Annotated in this window: 16 protein-coding genes; 4 read left to right on the top strand and 12 right to left on the bottom strand. The window is 53.9% G+C overall.

From position 1 onward, the window contains the following. Nucleotides 1-59 precede the first annotated feature (59 nt). From rraA to ppsA, 3 genes are all read right to left on the bottom strand, one after another. On the bottom strand, nt 60-548 hold the full coding sequence (gene rraA, locus Mag101_RS08680) for a ribonuclease E activity regulator RraA (protein WP_077403578.1): 489 nt from the start codon (nt 546-548) through the stop codon (nt 60-62). Between the two features lie 216 nt (nt 549-764). Then, a complete protein-coding gene (locus tag Mag101_RS08685) occupies nt 765-1448 on the bottom strand; it encodes a L,D-transpeptidase family protein (RefSeq protein WP_232324962.1) in 684 nt (227 codons plus the stop codon). 370 nt (nt 1449-1818) lie between these two features. Continuing rightward, nucleotides 1819-4188 carry a phosphoenolpyruvate synthase gene (ppsA, locus tag Mag101_RS08690; RefSeq protein WP_077403584.1) on the bottom strand — a complete coding sequence of 790 codons (2370 nt, stop codon included), beginning with the start codon at nt 4186-4188 and terminating at the stop codon, nt 1819-1821. Between the two features lie 296 nt (nt 4189-4484). Here ppsA and Mag101_RS08695 point away from each other — a divergent pair, with 296 nt between their 5' ends. From Mag101_RS08695 to Mag101_RS08705, 3 genes are all read left to right on the top strand, one after another. Then, entirely contained in the window at nt 4485-5369 is an 885-nt protein-coding gene (locus Mag101_RS08695; RefSeq protein WP_232324963.1) for a pyruvate, water dikinase regulatory protein, read from the top strand. Between the two features lie 186 nt (nt 5370-5555). Then, complete coding sequence (gene pabB / locus Mag101_RS08700) at nt 5556-6890, top strand: aminodeoxychorismate synthase component I (RefSeq protein WP_232324964.1); 1335 nt, start codon at nt 5556-5558, stop codon at nt 6888-6890. A gap of 162 nt (nt 6891-7052) precedes the next feature. Next, nucleotides 7053-7334: a hypothetical protein gene (locus Mag101_RS08705; RefSeq protein WP_077403589.1), complete on the top strand. Its 282-nt coding sequence runs from the start codon at nt 7053-7055 to the stop codon at nt 7332-7334. Nucleotides 7335-7388: 54 nt separating this feature from the next. Here Mag101_RS08705 and cysB read toward each other — a convergent pair whose 3' ends face one another. The 5 genes from cysB to Mag101_RS08730 all read right to left on the bottom strand — a co-directional run bounded on the left by cysB (nt 7389) and on the right by Mag101_RS08730 (nt 14248). Further along, a complete protein-coding gene (gene cysB, locus Mag101_RS08710; RefSeq protein ID WP_010130344.1) occupies nt 7389-8363 on the bottom strand; it encodes an HTH-type transcriptional regulator CysB in 975 nt (324 codons plus the stop codon). A gap of 258 nt (nt 8364-8621) precedes the next feature. Continuing rightward, complete coding sequence (locus tag Mag101_RS08715) at nt 8622-9548, bottom strand: 5'-nucleotidase (RefSeq protein WP_077403592.1); 927 nt, start codon at nt 9546-9548, stop codon at nt 8622-8624. 9 nt (nt 9549-9557) lie between these two features. Beyond that, nucleotides 9558-10244 carry a TetR/AcrR family transcriptional regulator gene (locus Mag101_RS08720; RefSeq protein ID WP_077403595.1) on the bottom strand — a complete coding sequence of 229 codons (687 nt, stop codon included), beginning with the start codon at nt 10242-10244 and terminating at the stop codon, nt 9558-9560. Nucleotides 10245-10360: 116 nt separating this feature from the next. Continuing rightward, entirely contained in the window at nt 10361-12730 is a 2370-nt protein-coding gene (locus tag Mag101_RS08725) for a TonB-dependent receptor (RefSeq protein ID WP_077403599.1), read from the bottom strand. Between the two features lie 210 nt (nt 12731-12940). Then, nucleotides 12941-14248, bottom strand: coding sequence for an NAD(P)/FAD-dependent oxidoreductase (locus Mag101_RS08730; RefSeq protein ID WP_077403602.1), 1308 nt, complete (start codon nt 14246-14248; stop codon nt 12941-12943). Between the two features lie 303 nt (nt 14249-14551). Here Mag101_RS08730 and Mag101_RS08735 point away from each other — a divergent pair, with 303 nt between their 5' ends. Next, nucleotides 14552-15886: a glutamine synthetase family protein gene (locus tag Mag101_RS08735; protein WP_077403605.1), complete on the top strand. Its 1335-nt coding sequence runs from the start codon at nt 14552-14554 to the stop codon at nt 15884-15886. Nucleotides 15887-15951: 65 nt separating this feature from the next. Here the strand turns inward: Mag101_RS08735 and Mag101_RS08740 are convergent, their stop codons facing one another. The 4 genes from Mag101_RS08740 to Mag101_RS08755 all read right to left on the bottom strand — a co-directional run bounded on the left by Mag101_RS08740 (nt 15952) and on the right by Mag101_RS08755 (nt 20037). After that, nucleotides 15952-17610, bottom strand: coding sequence for an alanine/glycine:cation symporter family protein (locus tag Mag101_RS08740; protein ID WP_077408177.1), 1659 nt, complete (start codon nt 17608-17610; stop codon nt 15952-15954). A 343-nt stretch (nt 17611-17953) separates the two neighbouring features. Beyond that, nucleotides 17954-19003: a D-cysteine desulfhydrase family protein gene (locus Mag101_RS08745; protein ID WP_077403607.1), complete on the bottom strand. Its 1050-nt coding sequence runs from the start codon at nt 19001-19003 to the stop codon at nt 17954-17956. Between the two features lie 125 nt (nt 19004-19128). Continuing rightward, nucleotides 19129-19461, bottom strand: coding sequence for a preprotein translocase subunit YajC (gene yajC, locus Mag101_RS08750; protein ID WP_077403610.1), 333 nt, complete (start codon nt 19459-19461; stop codon nt 19129-19131). A 129-nt stretch (nt 19462-19590) separates the two neighbouring features. Beyond that, entirely contained in the window at nt 19591-20037 is a 447-nt protein-coding gene (locus Mag101_RS08755) for a helix-turn-helix domain-containing protein (RefSeq protein ID WP_010130737.1), read from the bottom strand. Nucleotides 20038-20192: the final 155 nt, after the last annotated feature.

The following is a 20192-nucleotide window of genomic DNA, read 5'->3' on the forward strand; positions in this document are numbered from 1 at the left end:
CGTGTGCAAGTGCGGAAAGAAGGACTAGAGAAAATAAAATTGAATCCGATATTGCCAAGTTACATCAGTGGTTTTGGGGAAACTATCACACCGTTATTGTCAGCGTATAAATACTCTCCGGGATTAAAGGTAACGCCGCCAAAAGTCACAGCTACATCGCGTTCGCCGATGCCTTTCTTTTCAGTCTTCATTGGGTGACTTCCCAGCGCCTGCACTCCTAACTGTAGTTGAGAAATTTCATCTACGTCACGGATGCAGCCATACATCAGTATGCCTTCCCAGTTGTTGTTAAACGCTTTCTCCGCCAGCATATCGCCCAGGCAAGCCCGTCGCATTGACCCGCCTGCGTCAACGACCAGTACGCGACCAGCGCCCTCTTCTGCCACCAGGTCCCGTACCAGTGAATTATCTTCGAAGCACTTAATGGTGGCGATCTTACCGCCGAAGGTTTCACGGCCACCAAAATTGATAAAGCCTGGCTCAACCACCTGAATCAACTCTGGAAACTCGTCGCAAAGATCGGGGGTCGAAATATGATTACTGGTCATGGCGTGCTCCGAAAAAAAAGTAGTTAGCGGTACCGATTACCGGGTCGGTGGTGCAGCATCATAACCGCTTCATAACAACTTACGCATTGCACATACAAAAATGCCGAGTATCACCACAATGGATAATACTCGGCAACAGGGCCTGCCGGTTTCCCGACCCTAGACCGCAAGGTCTGGCTCGGGCGCAGGCTGCCAAACTTTACCGATAACTCGACTTTAATAGGTCACAGTTACTGGCATACCAACACGAGAATACTGGTAGAACTTACGTGCCATGTGCGGAGGCATACGTACACAACCGTGCGACGCAGGGTAGCGCGGTACATGGCCAGAAGCGTGCAAACCGATACCGCCATTAAAACGAATGTAGTGATTCATTTTCGCACCGCGATAGTAGGTGCCAGCCGGACGACGGTGTTTGCGGGTATCCACATCCGCACGTACTACACGGCCGGAATTCCGATCGACATAGCTACCGTAGATGCTGGAACGGTGATTTGGTCGCTTCGCCAGCACACGGAATTTGCCAGTGCCGGTACGAAAACCTTTCTTACCAGACGATATGAACGACGACCCCACCAAGCGGCCACCCTTGTAGAAATAGGCCTTCTGTTCACTCAAGTTAATGCGAATAGACGGCGCACCAGAGGAATTCATCGCCGCGGCATCGTCAAACCAGTTGCCGCCCCTATTCGCTTCCGCAAAGGAAGGCCAGAGGGTCCCAACCAAGCCACCCACGAGCAGCATGACAGTGGCGATAAAACGGCGGGAAATAATAGATACGTCGTCGGCGACACTTACATCCCCTCCTGTTTGGTCAAGCAGGTACTGGCGACTTCGTTGGTTGTTTGATTGGGCTACAGGATCGTCGTCGGGAGAGAATTGAAAATGTCTAAGCATGATCACACCTCAGTCAGAACTTGAATCGTTGGCTTCTGCTTCGAATAGACAGATTTGGATTAATCACTCTCACGGTCGCGAATGACACTTATGTGAAAGCTCTTTCGATTCTATCGATGTGAAATTGGGTGCTTAGACTGATTTTATCGGGCGTATAGCAGTTTTATGGAATTTGGCAATTCTCTTAGACTCATGACATTAACTTCACAAGCCCAAAGCGGTGAAATGAATACACCAGCTGTCTTCAAAAGTAGCGGGTTCCACGCAACATTTTCCTAATGGCAATTAACAAAAAAGCGCCTCAAAAAAGGCGCTTTGCTTGAAATTTCCCAATCAATGCGCAGACAGCCGCACAATGGTCCTTGGCTGGTTACTCTGGAGCACTCTGGTTGGCGAGGTACAACCAGGTATCCACCGCGGTATCGGGGTTCAGGGATACGCTGTCAATCCCCTCGTCCATCAGCCACTGAGCGAAGTCTTTATGGTCTGATGGCCCCTGACCGCAGATGCCAACGTATTTACCGGCTTTTTTACAAGCCTGAATCGCACGGGACAACAGCATTTTTACCGCTGGGTCACGCTCGTCAAACAGCTCGGCGACGAGACCGGAATCCCGGTCCAGGCCGAGCGTCAACTGAGTCAGGTCGTTGGAGCCAATCGAGAAGCCGTCGAAGTACTGCAGGAAATCCTCAGCCAACAAGGCATTAGAAGGCAGCTCGCACATCATGATGACTTTCAGTCCGTTTTCTCCGCGCTTGAGGCCGTTCTGTTCTAGAAGCTCAATGACCTGGCGGGCCTCATCCGGCGTACGTACGAATGGCACCATGATTTCCACATTCGTCAGGCCCATCTCGTCACGGACCTTCTTCAACGCTTTACATTCGAGCGCAAAGCACTGGCGGAAATCCTTGGAGCGGTACCGTGCCGCACCGCGAAAGCCTAGCATCGGATTCTCTTCGCTAGGCTCGTACATCTGGCCACCCACCAAGTGGGCATACTCATTGGACTTGAAGTCCGAGAGGCGCACGATGGTACGGTTCGGTGCAAATGCCGCGGCGAGAGTGGAGATACCTTCTACAAGCTTCTCAACGATAAAATCTTCTGGGGATGCATAACCACCGATGCGGTTGCGAATGGTGTGCTGCAGCTCCTGCGGCAGACGGTCCAGTTCCAGCAGTGCTCGTGGGTGAATACCGATCATGCGGTTCAAAATGAATTCCAGGCGCGCGAGACCAACCCCCTGGTTCGGTAGATTGCTGAACGCGAAGGCACGATCCGGGTTACCCACGTTCAACATAATCTTGAATGGCAGGTCGGGCATATCTGCGACTTCGGTGAGCGAGCGCTCGAAATCCAACTGCCCGGACATCACAAAGCCCATATCGCCCTCGGCACAGGTTACGGTAACCGGTGTGCCAGTAGACAGCTTCTCGGTGGCATCGCCACAGCCAACAACTGCCGGAATACCCAGTTCGCGTGCAATGATCGCCGCGTGGCAGGTACGCCCACCGCGATTGGTGACAATGGCGCTGGCTCGTTTCAGTACCGGCTCCCAATCCGGATCCGTCATATCGGTGACCAGCACGTCGCCGTCCTGCATTTGTGCCATATCTTCAACGGAGTCGAGTACGCGCACAGGACCGGCGCCGATACGCTGACCGATAGCGCGGCCTTCACACAGTACCTCGCTGCGCTCCTGCAGTTTATAGCGTTCAATACTGGTGCCCGTGTCGCGAGAGCGCACGGTCTCCGGACGGGCCTGAACGATAAACAGCTTGCCGCTATCACCGTCTTTTGCCCACTCGATATCCATGGGGCGCTGGTAATGGGCTTCAATCTTGCGCGCTTGATTGGCCAGTTCCGTCAGCTCCTGGTCGTCCAGGGCAAAACGCAGGCGGTCAGCTTCGTCCACCTGAACGGTTTTGACCGAGCGTCCACAATCTCCGCTGGCGTCGTACACCATTTTGATCGCTTTGCTGCCGCGGTTGCGGCGCAGAATCGCCGGACGGCCGGCTTCAAGGGCGGGCTTGTAGAGATAAAACTCATCCGGATTCACCGCACCCTGTACCACGGTTTCGCCGAGACCGTAGGCAGCGGTTACGAAGATGACATCGCGGAAACCACTTTCAGTGTCGAGGGTAAACATCACACCAGAAGCACCGGTTTCACTGCGCACCATGTGCTGAATACCGGCGGAGAGGTAGACACCAACATCGGCGTAGCCAGTGTGCACGCGATAGGCAATGGCGCGGTCGTTGTACAGTGAGGCAAATACCTCCCGTACCGCCTGTAGCACCGAGTCAATGCCCCGGATGTTCAGGAAGGTCTCCTGCTGACCGGCAAACGAGGCGTCCGGCAAATCTTCTGCCGTTGCCGAGGAACGCACCGCTACCGCGGTCTCGCCTCCGCCCAGGGCCTCGTAACCCTCACGGATTTCTTTCTCGAGCTGAGCCGGAAAAGGCGTATCCAGCAGCCATTGGCGAATCTCTTCGCCCGCGGCAGCCAGAGCGGTGACATCATCGACATCCAGGTTCTGCAGGCGCTCGGCGATACGTGCGTCCAAATTCGCGCTATTCAGGAATTCACGGAATGCCTCAGCAGTGGTGGCGAAACCACCGGGCACGCTTACACCGGCTCCCGATAGCGAGGAGATCATTTCACCAAGAGAGGCATTCTTTCCGCCAACCTTGTCGACGTCCGCCATGCCCAGTTTCGCGAAATCGAGAGTATAAGTGGTCAATGATCTGTCCTCTAAGACTGCATTTCTGGCGGCAAATTATAAGGAAGGGTTTTGTAAATAATACCCCGCAAATACCACTTAAAATCGCCAATATTTGTTGTAATTTTTCTACAAAATTTGCGTGCGCGATTGGATTTGGCTACATCAAGCCACAAACACACAACAGCACACGGTTGTATGACTGCTATATCACTGTTGTATGATTGATAAGACAGGCGGCCAGAGCAGCAATCGCATATTGTAAAACGTCGGCGAGCGCCTTTAGTCGCAATCTATTTATTTGCCAAGACAAAACTATGACGGATTCCATACCGAACCCTACCCCTGCTACCCAAGAACACAGTGCAGTACCTGGCAGCGGCAAAAAGCGCACCGCGTTTTTTATTTCTGACGGTACCGGTCTCACGGTAGAGGGTATTGGACACAGCCTGCTCGCACAGTTTCGCGACCAACCTGTAGAGCAAGTGACTGTTCCCTATGTGGACTCCGACGCGCGTGTGAAACTGGTTTTACAGCGTATAGAGCGCGCCGCCGAAGAATCGGGTCTTCAGCCGATCATTATCACCAGTATTGTTTCGGACCAGATTCGCAATCAACTGCACGAAAGCTCCGCACTAATGCTCGATGTGTTTGAGAGTTACCTGGCACCGCTGGCAAACCTGTTCGGGACTAATCCGGTGCGCACTGTGGGTGTTTCCCACGGCATTTCCAACGACAGCCGCTATAGCGCACGTATGGATGCGGTGCACTTTGCCATGGACAATGACGACGGCCGCCGCACGCGCGAATTTGAAAGTGCAGATGTGATCCTCGTTGGCGTCTCGCGCTCGGGCAAGACACCGACGTGTCTGTATCTTGCCCTACAGTTTGGTTTGCGCGCAGCAAACTATCCCATCACCGAGGAGGATATGGACTCCACCTCCCTGCCGAAAATTCTGCGCCCCTATCAACAAAAATTGTTCGGCCTCACCATCGACCCCCGTCGCCTAATGAGTATTCGCCAGGAACGGCGCGCCAACAGCCGCTACGCATCACCAGAACAGTGTGAGTTCGAGGTACGTCAAGTTGAACAAATGTTACGACGGGCCCAGATACCCTACCTCGATGCGACGGAGCTTTCGGTCGAGGAGCTGGCAACCCGACTCATGTCTCAAGCAGGTATCGAGCGCAGAATCAGCTAAATTTTATAAAGCACAGTGAACGGACTCAGGCAGAAGAGCGTATTAGTCGTCATCGCGACACGCTCGCATGGGTGTTTCGATAGGCTCAGCGGTCAAATTGGAGTAAAGTAGCGCCGCCCAAAAGGCTATGCCTGTTGCTCGAAAGAAACCTGCGCGGTAAAACCGCCTGGAAGTTTGGTTGACGTTTTGCAGATCATTTCCCTGCCCTATTCCCGAAATCTCGGTGCAGCCTTCACTGCGCTTGGCGATTTACCCTGTCCGGTCTGGCTGGATTCGGGGCAGCCCCGTGCCAGCGGCGGGCGTTTTGACATCATTAGCGCAGACCCGATCGCATCGCTGACCCTGAATGTAGACGATTCGGCACCGTTCGCCGCATTGGACGATTTGCTCTGCGAACTGGAACCACAGGAAGTAGACCAGCAAATCCCCTTCTGTGGCGGCGCCATCGGCTTTGCGGGCTACGAGCTTGGGAACAACTGTAATTTCCTGCCGCCCGATACGCGGCCAACGCCGTTGCCGGCGGGGGCATTTGGCCTGTACAGCTGGGCGCTGATTGCCGACCACCAGCTAGGCACAACCCACTTGGTTTTCCATCCCGCATGCACCCGCCACCAAAAGCAGGACCTGCAACAGCGCTTTGAAGCCATTGACTGGGAAAAGCCTGCGCCAGGACACGAGTCATTTAAACTCACACACCCATTCCAGCACGAATATGACGCCAGTGAATACGCGCGGCGCATCGAATCTATTCTCGACTACATTCGTGCTGGGGATATCTATCAGGCGAACTTCACTCAGCGCTTTAACGCTACCTACGAGGGCGACCCGCTCACGGCGTATTTAGCATTGCGCGAGGCGGCCGCGGGTCCGTTTTCAGCTTACCTCTCTCTGCCTGAAGGCCAATTGCTTAGCCTTTCACCGGAACGGTTTATTCTCGCTGATGGGCGCTTCCTGCAGACCGAACCCATCAAGGGCACGGTACCCCGTGGAGAGACGCCCGCCGAGGATGCGGCGCTTGCGCAGCAGTTGCGTGACAGCCGCAAAGATCGCGCCGAGAACCTGATGATCGTGGACCTGTTGCGCAATGACTTTGGTAAAGTCTGCGAGCGCGGCAGTGTGCGGGTGCCAAACCTGTTCGAGCTGCAGAGTTTTGCCAATGTGCATCACTTGGTGAGCACCATAAACGGGCAACTGCCGCAAGATGTGGAGTACGCCGACGTGCTCTCAGCGTGCTTCCCGGGCGGCTCGATAACCGGTGCGCCCAAGCGCCGTGCCATGGAGGTTATTCGCGAGCTCGAAGACAGCCCCCGTGGCGCCTACTGCGGCAGTATTGGCTATCTCAGCAGCTGTGGCCGCGCGGATACGAATATCGCCATTCGCACCCTTACCACGAGCAATGGCAAAATCAGTTGCGCCGCTGGTGGAGGCATTGTCGCGGACTCGGATCCCGCGGCTGAGCACCGCGAGTGTCTGGACAAGGTGCGTATCTTGCTCAACACCCTCGAAGCGCGTTTCTCCTGAATACCGCCACAGGTTATAGAATTATCGCCCTTCGATATTTCCCACTGTTCCTCTTCTTTGCTAGATTCCGCGCCAATCATTAGATTCACTGGGTTTGAGCCGCCTCCAGAAAACGCCATATAAGATGGCGAGGCGACGGCGCTACACAATAAGGCTGTGTTCATGCGTATTACGCTGGTAAAGAAAATTCTTGCGGACGGCTCCCCTTGCGGGAAATGCCGGGACGTCGAGCAAAAGCTCAAGGAAAATGACCAGGAGAAATTTCTGGACGAAACGTTGATTGCCGATGAGCGCGATCCGGCAAGTGCTGGCATGGCGTTGGCACAAAAGCTCAACGTACAGCGAGCGCCGTTTTTCGTTGTAGAAGAAGAAGGGAAGGAACCCGAGGTCTATACCGTGTACTTCAAGTTCGCGAAAGAAGTGTTGGCCAAGCTGGCAGCCTGATTGCGTTCAAAGCGGCGCCCCTTTGCCGGGGCCACCGCGACCAAACCCTTCGGTTTAGTAAACCGGCAAATCAATATGTGAGAACAGTTCATCCACTTCCGCCCGCGAAGATGCCTGCGCCGCTTGGTCAACAAGCTCGCGGGTAAGATGTGGCGCGAACTGCTGGAAGAACTCGTACATAAAGCCGCGCAGGAAAATACCTTTGCGGAATCCAATTTTTGTTACGCTTGACTCAAACAGGTCACTGGCATCCAGTGCGACTAGATCACTATCCTCATCCTCAACCGCTGCCATATCCGCGACAATACCGATACCAAGACCAAGCCGCACGTAGGTTTTGATAACGTCGGCATCCGCTGCGGTAAATACCACTTTCGGTGACAAACCTTTTTCAAGAAACGCCTCATCCAGCTTGGATCGACCGGTAAACCCGAATACGTAAGTCACGATCGGGTACTTGGCCACCTCTTCCAGCGTCAACTTGGGCACCTGTGCTAACTCATGGCCCTTAGGCACCAGAATACAGCGGTTCCAGCGGTAAACCGGCATCATCACCAGATCACTGAACAGTTCCAGAGCTTCGGTGGCGATGGCAAAATCCGCAGTGCCATCTGCAGCCATCTCGGAAATTTGCATGGGTGTTCCCTGGTGCATATGCAGGGAAACTTCTGGATAGCGTGAGATAAAGCCTTTTATGACGGTCGGCAGCGCATAGCGGGCCTGGGTATGAGTGGTGGCAATGGCAAGACTCCCGCGCTTGTCATTGCTGAATTCTTGCGCCACCTGCTTGATATTTTCCACCTTGCGCATAATCTCGCCGGCGGTTTTGAGGATGGCTTCCCCTGCGGGGGTGACACGAGTAAGGTGCTTGCCGCTACGCGCAAAGATCTCTACACCGAGTTCGTCCTCGAGCAGGCGTATCTGTTTACTGATGCCTGGCTGGGAAGTAAACAGACTTTGCGCGGTTGCCGACACGTTGAGGTCGTGGTGTGCTACCTCCCAGATATATCGCAACTGCTGCAGCTTCATAGCCTCTCTCCCTGACTGCCCTTTCGGTTCCCGACGCTATCCGATCAACGGCAATGTGATCTTTTTTACGCCAGAAAATGGTTATAAAAACTGTGCAACTATATGCGCGAAAAGCATAGCAGTGAAAGTGATGTGGAGCCAACTAATCGTGATAAGGCCAAGCCAAAACTGAACAATTGGTTACGAAAAGTGACCGAAGGCGTACCAAATACGTGTGGATTCGGGGCAATTAGGGAGAGAGAGGTGTCGCCTGACGCGCTATTTTCCCTGATTAGCAATGCCATGCGGCACGTGCCCAGTGGCGACATGGGCACTGGCGGACGCACAATGAACCGGCTGATCGTCGAAAAATACGTCAGCACCAAATGCCCGCAGAAACTCGCCCTTGGGAAGCCCACCCAGGAACATGGACTCATCAATACGAATATTCCAGGCACGCAGCGTACGAATCACCCGCTCGTGTGCCGGCGCGGAACGCGCTGTAACCAGCGCCGTCCGGATTGGACAATCCTCAGGATCGAATTCGGCCTGCAGCTGCTGCAGTGTCTCGAGGAAGCCTTTGAATGGACCACCCTGTAAGGGTTTCTTCGCAGACGCACGTTCCGCACTGGTGAATGCATCGAGGCCATCACGCTTAAAGATCTGCTCTGCCTCGTCGGAAAACAATACCGCGTCGCCATCAAAGGCAAAGCGCAGTACTTCATCACCGCGTTCGCGTGCCCCACCCGGTATTAATGTCGCAGCGGCTACGCCCTGCTCCAGCGCTCTGCGCACATCCTCACCATCGGTCGAGAGAAACAGGTGGCAGCCGAACGGAGATATATAGCGATAGGGACTGCCGCCGTTACAAAATGCGGCGCGACTAATGTTTAACCCATAGTGTTCAATTGAATTAAACACGCGGAGCCCTGTATCCGCGCTATTGCGGGAAAGCAGTATGACCTCAACCCTGGGCTCACCGGGCAGCCGCTCATTGATTTGCAGGAATTTTTCCACGAGGGAAAACGCCTCGCCTTTCGGCAAAATATCGTTCTCTCGTTCCACCTGATAGGCAGAGAAGGCCTCGACCCCCTGCTCTTCAAAAATCTGATGGCTTTCGCGCAGGTCAAACAACACCCGCGAAGAAATCGCAATGATCAAGCGATTGGGATGGGGCTTACCTGTCGGGTACTGAGTGTTGGTCATTGGAAACCCTCACGGAGCCTCAATGTCGTCGAGGCCGGATGGCCGCTCATCATTACGGTGCGGTTCGAGCAGCACCATCAACATATTGAGTAAGTCTTCGCGGGTCCGCTCCGAGCGGACACCGGCCTGATTCACCACAACAAGTAACATGGCGTGGCAGGTTTCCAGGGTGGCACGTGCCAGGCGGTTGGATTCATTGGGCGGGCAGGTAAAACCGAGACGGTCAAACATGCGCATTAGATGATTAATCACCAGCTCATCGTGACGTTCGTCCAGCTCGTGTAGTTCTGGTACCCCCCACATGGCTTGAACCAACGGCAACAAACCGCGCTGTTCACGATACACCGATAGCCAGCGGGACAAGAGTTCGTCGAGAAATTCGCGCAGGCTGAGACGTTCGAGGTGGCTTGCGGCAAGTTCGTTCAGACGCTCAGTGAGGCTGGCCAGCCACTGCTCCCCCATCGCATAGAGGATCGCATGCTTGTTGGGAAAGTAGTGATACACGGAGCCAACGGAAACACCGAGCTCTTTGGCGATCAGGATGGTAGTGAGGTCGTTCAGACCAACCCGCTCGAGTAAATAGCCGGTGGTGTCCAGGATCTGACGGGCGCGCTCGCGTGCCCTCGCCTGGACGGGTTCTCGACGCGGTGACAACTGGTTTCTACGGCGTTGATTGTCTGAGCTGGACACTTCCATCTTCCCTACAGCTGAATTTGCTTTGTAACACAATTAGACAAACCACTCACCAAAAAAAAAGGCCGGCATTACTGCCGACCTTTTATTCCCATCCTGTGAGACGCGAATGGAATCGATTAGAAACGGTAGTTCACATTCACACCTGCAACACGACCGCGTGAGGGATCGGTCATAGTCGCGGGCAGATTGTAATCCGCTTCTGCGTAGCCCCAGTGGTAGTACTCTTCGCCAGTCAGATTTTCCACGTAGATACCAGCGCTCAGATTTTCGCTCGGCGCAGTGATGGTGGCACGCACATTGAAAATGCTGCGGCTATCCAGTTTCACTTCTTCGGTGTTATCGAGGTTAGAGAACTGCTCAGCGGTGTAGTTGTACTCACCAGTCAGCGCCAGGGAACCGAAGCCCAGGTCGGTGGTGTAGGTCAGCATGGTTGCAGAAGAGAACTCCGGAGAAAACGCCATCTTATTACCGTCACAGCCTTCACACAGCTCTTCTGGAGCGCCACGGAAATCAGTGTTTAGCCAGGCCATGCCCATGTACAGGTCGAGGTTGTCGGTCAGCAGCCAACGAGCGTCAACTTCGAGACCCTGACCTTCGCTCTCACCCACATTACGGGTAACCGCTGCCGCACCAATGAAGAATGCCTGCTGCAGGTTGTCATAGGTGTACTGGAACGCTGCTGCGTTCAGGTGCAAGCGGTTGTCCAACAAGCGCGCTTTAACACCAAGCTCATAGGAAAGAACCTGCTCTTCGTCGAAGCCATTCGGCTCGGCATTGGAGCTATCGACAGTCCACTCGTACTCTTCGAGCCACGCATCTTGATCTTGGGCAAAGGCCGGGTCGGTTACGCGGTACGTCAGGTAGTCAAAACCACCGGACTTGTACCCAGTCGCAACGCTTGCGTAGCCAGTAACAGAGTCAGAGAAGTCGTGATTCAGAGTTGCTCGACCGGACAGGTTGGTCCAGGTGTCGTCGCCAGTGATCGGGCCTTCTGTGAACATTGCCTGATAGTTCCAACCACCGGTCCAGGTGTCAGGCCACGGGGAATCTACGGTGTAGATCTTGCGGTCTGAGGTGTAACGAATACCTAGTCCCAGGCTAGTTGCCTCGGTCAGATCGAAGGTGGTGTTGGCGAAGATGCCCCAGCCACTGTATTCACCACTGGTGAAGGATTCTTCGATGGACATGCCATCTGGAACCATCACGCCACCCGGAATTGCCATACCGGCAGTCGGCGCGTATTCCCAGGGATCGCCACCAGTGCCAAAGGCGTCATCCATATCGTCTGGATAGGCCAGGGCCAACTCGGCACAGGTCGCGGAAGAATCCACGTCCAGCTCGTAGTCCACTTCCATGGCACCGGCACAGATGAAATCTTCGGCATCAACACCGGCGAAATATGCGTCCAGGTCTTCCTGGTAGTAGCTTGCACCCAGAACCCAGTTGAACGGGCCACTATTGTCAGAGGTCAGACGGAATTCCTGGCTGAAGAAGTCGCCACTCTGATCGCGAACGAAAGTATCGATGGTGTCTGCAGTGCCGTCGAAATCTTCGATGTAGGTGTAGTTGTGGGTCTTGTAACCGGTGATGGAGGTAAGCGTCAGCGCATCCATCTGGTGTTCGATGGTGAGAATCGCATCAGCAATTTCTGATTGGTCAGTGCCCTGCTGGTCGTTGTAAACCTCGTCGTAGGCGCCATCCGTTTCCAGTGCGCGGTAGATGGTACCGTCACTGATACGGTCTTCGTACTGGCCCATCAAAGTAACAGTGGTATCAGTGAAGCCACTGTAAACAGCAGTAAAACGCATGGCGTCTGCTTCACTGGCACCCAGGTCACGGCCACCGGAAAGGTTTTTCACGTGACCATCTTCTTCTTGATGAATACCCGCAATGCGCAGCGCAAAGTCTTCGCTCACCGGCACATCCACGGTGCCTTCGAAGTCCAGGCGACCGTACTGACCAGCGCTAACGGATACATCACCGCCAAAAACGTCACCAGGCTTCTGGGTCGTCATAGCGATCGCGCCAGAAGCGGTGTTGCGGCCGAAGAGCGTGCCCTGCGGGCCTTTTACCACTTCCACACGTTCCAGGTCATACATGGTAGGCGCAGCACCGGAACGACTCTGGTAAACGCCATCGAGGAAAACGCCCAGTGCGGGGTCACTGCCGGAACCAAAACCGTTGTTGTTTACACCACGTACGGAAACGGAATCGAAGAACCCATCGGTGGTCTCACCGGAAATCCCCGGAGTAATGGCAAACAGGTCTTTGAAATCACTCAGGTTAGAGTTCTTGATGGTTTCGCCAGAAAAGGCGCTGACAGACATGGGAACGTCTTTCAGGGACTCCGCACGCATCTGTGCAGTTACCGTTACTTCTTCGATCTCTGCGGCCACCGCGCCGGCACCGACGGTAAAAACTACCGCGCCGATGGTGGAGGCAAGCAGGTTCTTTTTGGCCATGAAAGACCGGTCTGATAGCGTCATCGTTACTCCCCGTGGGTTATTTTTGTCGGGTTTATGCCCATAGATACCGCTCGGACGGACCCAGTGCTTGTAAACTGATCGGTCTGTTATTTCATAAACCGAACAATTCTTCAACTTTTATTTATACCCGTAGCCCTGCCTAAGCATGGCAATAACGACACAGGATTCTGCTGTGTCGCAACGGCCACAAAGCAAAGAAATCGAGTAAGTCTACCGGCCTAACTTGTCCATCATGCTGTAGTACAGCATGCCAGCGACCAGTCCCGGCCAACGCAACAAGGTGCCACCTGGGAACCTAGGCGTCGGAATGCGCGACAATATATCAAATCTCTCCTCGGTGCCCGCAATAACTTCCGAAAGAATTTTACCGGCGAAGGTGGCCGTGGGGACACCGTGACCAGAATACCCCTGGCTGTAATACACATTGGGCTCCAGGCGACCGATGCTCGGCATGCGATTCATGGTGATCGCAAGGGTACCGCCCCACCCGTAATCGATACGGGTATCCTCGAGTTGAGGGTAAATTTCGAGCATGTACTTGCGCACGAACCCCCGGATATCCTGAGGAAAGCGCGACGTATAGTTTTCTCCGCCTCCAAACACCAGTCGATTATCACCGGACAACTTCCAATAATTGATCACAAACAGTGTGTCTTGTAGCGCGTAGTCGTTCGCGATCAATTCTTGTGCCAACCCCTCGCTCAATGGCTCTGTGGCCAACACAAAGTTGTTGATGGGCATGATGCGCCCGGCCATGCGTGGCTCCAGGCCGCCCAAATAACCATTGCAGGCCAGGACCACATTCTTGGCGTACACCCGCCCACCGGAGGTGCTGACAACGCAAGGGCTGCCACCGTGATAACTGGTAACACGGCTGTGTTCATAGAATTGCACGCCGGCCGCAGCAGCCGCGTCGGCGAGACCGAGGGCGAAATTAAGTGGGTGAAGATGCAGTGACCCACTATCCACCTGGCCACCGTGAAACCGCTCAGACCCTACCAGTTTGCCAACCTCATGACGGTCGGCATAACGGATCTGGTCATAGCCATAGCGTTCGTTGAGCAGTTCAACCTCATCTTTCAGTTCATCATCGTGACTCGCTTTGGCGGCCAAGTGCATGATGCCCCGCTTTAGGTCACATTTGATGTCGTGCTTGTTGATCAGTGACTCGACCAGCTGCACGGCCTCCACACCCATGCCCCAAAGGACCTTGGCCGTGTCGAGACCAAGCATCTTCTCAAGATCCTCCTGCCCCTTGCGCTGCCCTACTCCCACGTGGCCGCCGTTACGCCCAGAGGCGCCCCAGCCGATACGCTCGGCCTCAAGCACAACAACTTTGTAGCCGCGCTCGGCAAGGTGCAGTGCAGAAGAAAGACCGGTATAGCCCGCACCAATAATGCACACATCGGCCTCTACATCACCCTGCAGACGTGGGTGATCACCGGTCGGATTGGCACTGGCAGCATAATAGGAATCGGTATGGCCGAGCAGCTTTGAAACGCTTCCGCTAGCGGTCATGAAGGATCTCCAAAGTCAATTTGATGCAACTGGTTTTGTTCCGCACTCAGGCACTGCTAGACCCAGAGCCCCCATTCTATGGCGGTGGACTGAAGTACCCACTGCATTGCCGCGAAACAAAACCGAATCATTATTCGGTATTTCTTGAATGATAATTCGGTTTATTGTCATAATCAAAGCCCTGGCGAGAAAAATTGCTGTACGCCGGCTGCCAAACCTTCGCGCACCATAAGAATCTACGCTAATGTTTCGGCGAATTTGGCAAGATACCTATAAACAAGCCTTCCAATCTCAAGGTGTAACATGGACAAGATAACCCAGTGGCTCGCGGAACATTCCATCTCCGAAGTCGAGTGCCTGGTACCGGACATGTCTGGAAATGCACGGGGTAAATTTACCCCTACCGACAAGTTCCTTACCCAAGACAGCCGTCTGCCCGAGAGTATTCTGGTGCAGACCGTAACTGGCGACTACGTTGACGAGCACAACGAACTGGTCGATCCAGCGGATACCGACATGCTGCTTGTGCCTGACCCGGATTCAATCCGCCTCAACCCTTGGGCAAATGAGCCAACTGCGCAGATCATTCACGACTGCTACACCCGCGATGGCAAGCCCCACCCAATTAGCTCGCGCAATATTCTGAAGTTTGTTCTGGATAAATACGCCGAGCAGGGCTGGAAGCCGGTAGTCGCACCGGAAGTTGAATTTTACCTGGTAAAGAAAAACCTCGACCCGAACGAGGAACTCTCCGCGCCGGTTGGCCGCTCTGGCCGCACCGAGAAAACACGTCAGTCCTACAGTATTGATGCGGCAAACGAGTACGAGCCCATCATTGAGGACATGTACGATTTCTCGGAAGCCCAGGGCCTTGACGTGGACACGCTGATTCACGAATCCGGGACCGCCCAAATGGAAATCAACTTCCTGCACGGCGACCCATTAAAACTGGCGGACCAGGTCTTTACCTTCAAGCGCACCGTACGTGAAACCGCCCTGCGCCACGGTATCTATGCCACATTTATGGCAAAACCCATGGCCGACGAACCGGGCAGTGCATTACATCTGCACCAGAGTATTGTGGACGTTAATACCGGTAAAAATATTTTTGTGGACGACGAAGGTGCGGAAAACGTACGCTTCATGCACTTCATCGGTGGCATGCAGAAATATACCCCGGGATTCATGACCTTCTTCGCGCCCAACGTTAACTCCTATCGTCGTTTTACCAAGGAAAACGCCGCGCCGATCAGCCTGCATTGGGGTTACGACAACCGGACCACAGGCCTGCGTGTACCGGACAGTTCTCCTCAGGCCAAACGTCTGGAGAACCGCTTCCCCGGTGCCGACTGTAACCCGTACCTGGCAATTGCCACGTCGCTCGCCTGCGGCTACCTGGGCATGATGAACAAAATCGAGCCCACCAAAGCCTATGAAGGCGATTGCTCCGTTGAGCCGATCTCCCTGCCCCGCACCCAGGAACACGCACTCAGTCTGATGGCCGAATGCCCTGAAGCGGTGGAAATGTTCGGCGATACTTTTGTGCGCGCGTGGGCTGCAATCAAGCGCGATGAGTACGAAGAGTTCAACCGCGTAATCAGTTCGTGGGAGCGTGAGTTTCTGCTGCTGAATGTTTAGTTACGCTGTTATATAAAAAAGCCCGGCATATGCCGGGCTTTTTTGTATCAGAATTTCACCTCAGCCTATTTATGGCTCGGATCTTTCCAATAGTCCTTCACGGTATCTTTCATCTCCCGCGCCAGGATCGAAATACCGAACAGGTTCGGTAATGTCATTAACACGATCGCGACTGCCGAGAGATTCCAGATAACCGTCGTATCCTCAATCGCCGCCCAGAAGAAGGCAACCACGTAAACCAAGCGGTAAGGCATCACCGCTTTCGGCCCGAACAGGTAAATCATCGAGCGGTCCCCGTAGTAGGACCAGGCGATTGCGGTGGAGAATGCAAACAACAGGATCCCCAACGTGACGATGTAGCTACCATACTCGCCGAAGAAACCTTTCTGGAACGCACGGTTGGTCAGCGCCACCGAGTGCAACAGCGAGTTACCCCAGACATCCACATTGGGATTCACCAAACGCCCATTGTTCACATTCAGAACGCCGGAGAAGTTATCGCCCGCAACACGGAACTCGACATCTTCGGCAACGGAACGGGAATTCAGGATCGTAAATTCGTTTTCATTGAGCGGACGACCATCGGCCACAACAATAGCACCGGTGTACGCGGTGACTTCACTACTCTGGTTGCTCAGGAACCCAAACAGCTGCTTAACGTCGGCCTCGTCCTTGTCCGAGTAGGTACCGGCAACAACCATCATATCTGCCCGTTCGAACTGGTTCATATGCTTCTCGGTCCACACACCGGAAGAAAGAATCACCAGGCCGGTCAGAGTACAAATGATCAGAGTATCAATGAACGGCTCCAACAGGGATACCATCCCCTCGGACACTGGCTCATCCGCACGCGCCGCGGCGTGCGCAATCGGCGCGGAACCCTGACCTGCCTCGTTCGAGAACAGGCCGCGGTTTACACCACGGTTAAACGCGTAAGCGAAGCTGGCACCCAGGAAGCCACCAACCGCGGCACTGCCATTAAAGGCACCGGCAAATACGGCGCTGAATGACGGAATAATGTTCTGGTAGTTGTACAGAATCACCGCGAGTGCGCCGATGATGTACAGGGTTGCCATTACCGGAACAATGGTCGAGGTAACCTTGGCAATACGGGTGATGCCACCAATAATCACCATGCCCAACAAAATGGCCAACACCCCACCAGTAACCATTTTGCTCAGGCCGAAGGTGTCATGCATCGCCTGGGCAATGTTGTTCACCTGCGGCAAGCTTCCGGTACCAAAGGAGCTGATCACGGTAGCGATCGCAAAAATCACCGCCAGCCACTTCATATTGAGGCGGCGCTCCATGTAAAACATGGGGCCACCTGCGTAGAAACCATCCGCCGCTTTAATACGGTATTTATGGGAAAGAGTTACTTCCACAAATTTGGTGGTCATACCGAGGAAAGCGGTAACCCACATCCAGAAAAGTGCCGCGGGGCCACCGAGGAAAATCGCCAGACCAACACCACCGATGTTACCGGTACCCACGGTTCCGGAAAGCGCGGTAGAGAGAGCCTGAAAGTGTGAGGTATCACCGGGGTCGCCCGGCTTGTCGTACTTACCACGGACAATCTTGATTGCGTGGCCAAAATAACGGATCTGGGGAAAGCCCAAATAAAGGGTAAAAAAGAAGCCGACCCCTAGCAGCACCCACGGAAACCAGACTGCCGAACCCAGCAGCCCATCCAGGGTCAACAAAAATTGATTGAATGATTCCAAATCAACCCCCACAACTTATCGTTTTGAATGAAATATCGTCAGAGCATAGCCAGACTGGACGCGAGTACCGAACTGCGAACAACAGCGTCGTGCACCACACAAAATCAGAGAATATTTTTATAAACCAGCCCCTGACGTTGCGCGCCAGAGTAGCAGCTTCCTTCGAAGGTGAACAGTAATCCGCCAATTATCAGCATCAAAGTCCTGTTTTCTGCCAAAAAATCGATTAACCACCAAATTTCTCGCTAAAACAGCGATTCGTGTCGCCGTCGTAGCCTGACGCTCGCCAGGCCACTCACGCGCACGCGCGCACGGTCAGAATAAAAGTGCGTCAAATTGTTTATTAATCACCCCAACTGTTCTTAAATCCATCGCGCTGCGGAAACACACCGAACTGCCCTCCGGTATGGACAAATACCAGGTTATCGCTGTCCGCGTAGCGCCCTTTCTCAATATCTTGCAGCATCCCGTAAAACGCTTTACCGGTGTAAACGGGGTCCAATAGTAGGCCTTCTTGTTGCGCCAACATCGCAATCGCCCGGTAGATTTCGTCTGTAGCTATGGCGTAACCGGGCCCGATGTACTCATCAACGACCTTCACTGGATCTTTATTAAATACAAATCCTTTCGGAACTAATTCCGGGTAGCGCCGGTACCAGTCGGATACATCCTCGCAAACCTTGTTTACAAAGTACCCCTCATCGTCACAAACCGCGTAACCGGTAACCTGGGCGTCTTCACCAAGCAATTGGCAACCCAGTGTCATACCTGCTTGCGTCCCACCACTGCCACTCGCGCACACTAAATGCTCGGGTGAAAAGCCCTCACGACGACAATCCTCGATTAACTCCTCAACACCGGCGATATAACCCCACACACCTAGCCCATCACTACCGCCAGTAGGAATAGAGAGTGCTTTGCTGCCCTGCTGCAAATAATGCTGCTCCCATTCTTGGAACAGCTCAGGCAGCCGAGAAAGGTATTCTTGTAATGGATACAGACTCACCTTGGCACCTGCAAGGTAATCCACCAGCAGATTGCCGTCCGGCGGATCACTGACCTTGCTCTTCGGGCGACTTTGTCGCAATAGCACATGCGCACGCAGGCCGCATTTCGCAGCAGCAAGTGCCGTGGCACGACAGTGATTCGATTGCTCACCACCACAAGTAATCAACGTATCTGCTCCAGACCTCCTGGCCTCGGCGACAATAAATTCAAGCTTGCGGAGCTTGTTGCCCGACATAGCACTCTCGGTGAGATCGTCGCGTTTTACCCAAATGCGCGGTCCGCCATACGGTTTGGAGAACCTTTCGGTGATACGGTCAAGTGGCTGTAATGGCGTCGGCAGGTTCGCAAGCCGCTCTCTCGGTGGGTATACAATCGTCACGGTCAACTCCCCTTTCACTCGTGGACTGGCGGAATACTTACAAAAAAACCCGGCAATCGCCGGGTTTTTCGTGTGAATTCACACTGCTTTTTAGGTGCACTTAGCGCATGACTAAGGCGAAGCATGTGTCTTCAGATGTTTTTAATGGTGCCTTTGGGCAGTACCGCGTGTACTGAAACCTTCTGGAACTTCAGCTTCATATTGTCTGCCACTTCCAGAATCACGTAATCGTCGTCTACTTTTTCAACACGACCCAGCATGCCGCTGGTCATTACCACTTCGTCACCCTTTTTCAGCGCGCCAACAAGCTCTTGATGCTCTTTCTGACGCTTGCGCTGCGGACGAATAATGAACAGCCACATGAATACAAACAAGCCGCCGAACATCAGCAGGGTAATTAGCGGGTTACCCTGAGGAGCCGGTGCGGCCTCTTGCGCCATTGCAGCAGGAATAAAGAAATCCATGGTCTAAACCTCGATAGAGTCAGTCAAATTCTGGGGCACAACTCTAACGGCTTTGACAAAATGAGGCAATCCAGAGCACCGCAATTGCGGGCTCTGGATTGTGTGGTGCGAGGGATCTGCGGGCGTCGATTAATAGCGCTGACGAACTTGCCGGCGATATCCTGTCGGTGACATTCCAGTCCAACGCTTAAATGCGCTGGTAAAGCTGGTTCTGTCAGAGAAATCGAGGATTCGGGAGATACCATCAACGCTCAGTGCGGTGTCTTTCAAAAAATGCACTGCATGACGGAAACGAACGTGATCCCGCAGGGATGCAAAACTGAGATTATGCTCCTGCAAACGGCGCTGCAGGGTGCGGGTGGACATGCTGAGGTCAGAGGCCACCGGGCGAATTGCCAGAGATGCCTTACCAATCCGTTGTTCCAGCACGTCGATTACACGGGCGGCGATACCGAAGCTGGTCGCTTCAGGTGGCGCCAACAACTGGTCGAGAATGTTCGGATCACCGGACAGACGCGCCTGTTGCAATGGTTTGTCTTCTGACAAAGAAGCCTGATCTGGCTGAATGTGATTCATTAAGCTGCTCCTTTATGGATTCCTTGAGCCGCGGTTATTGTTCTACGCCCGCTTCCTGCGAGACCCTTTATACCACCGCCAGTAATATTGCTGATCTGATTAAAGTTTACAAATCCAACAATCTCTGACTACAACCTTGGGTGCTGGGCGCACCT

Source organism: Microbulbifer agarilyticus, from assembly GCF_001999945.1.
In the GTDB taxonomy this organism is placed as follows: domain Bacteria; phylum Pseudomonadota; class Gammaproteobacteria; order Pseudomonadales; family Cellvibrionaceae; genus Microbulbifer; species Microbulbifer agarilyticus_A.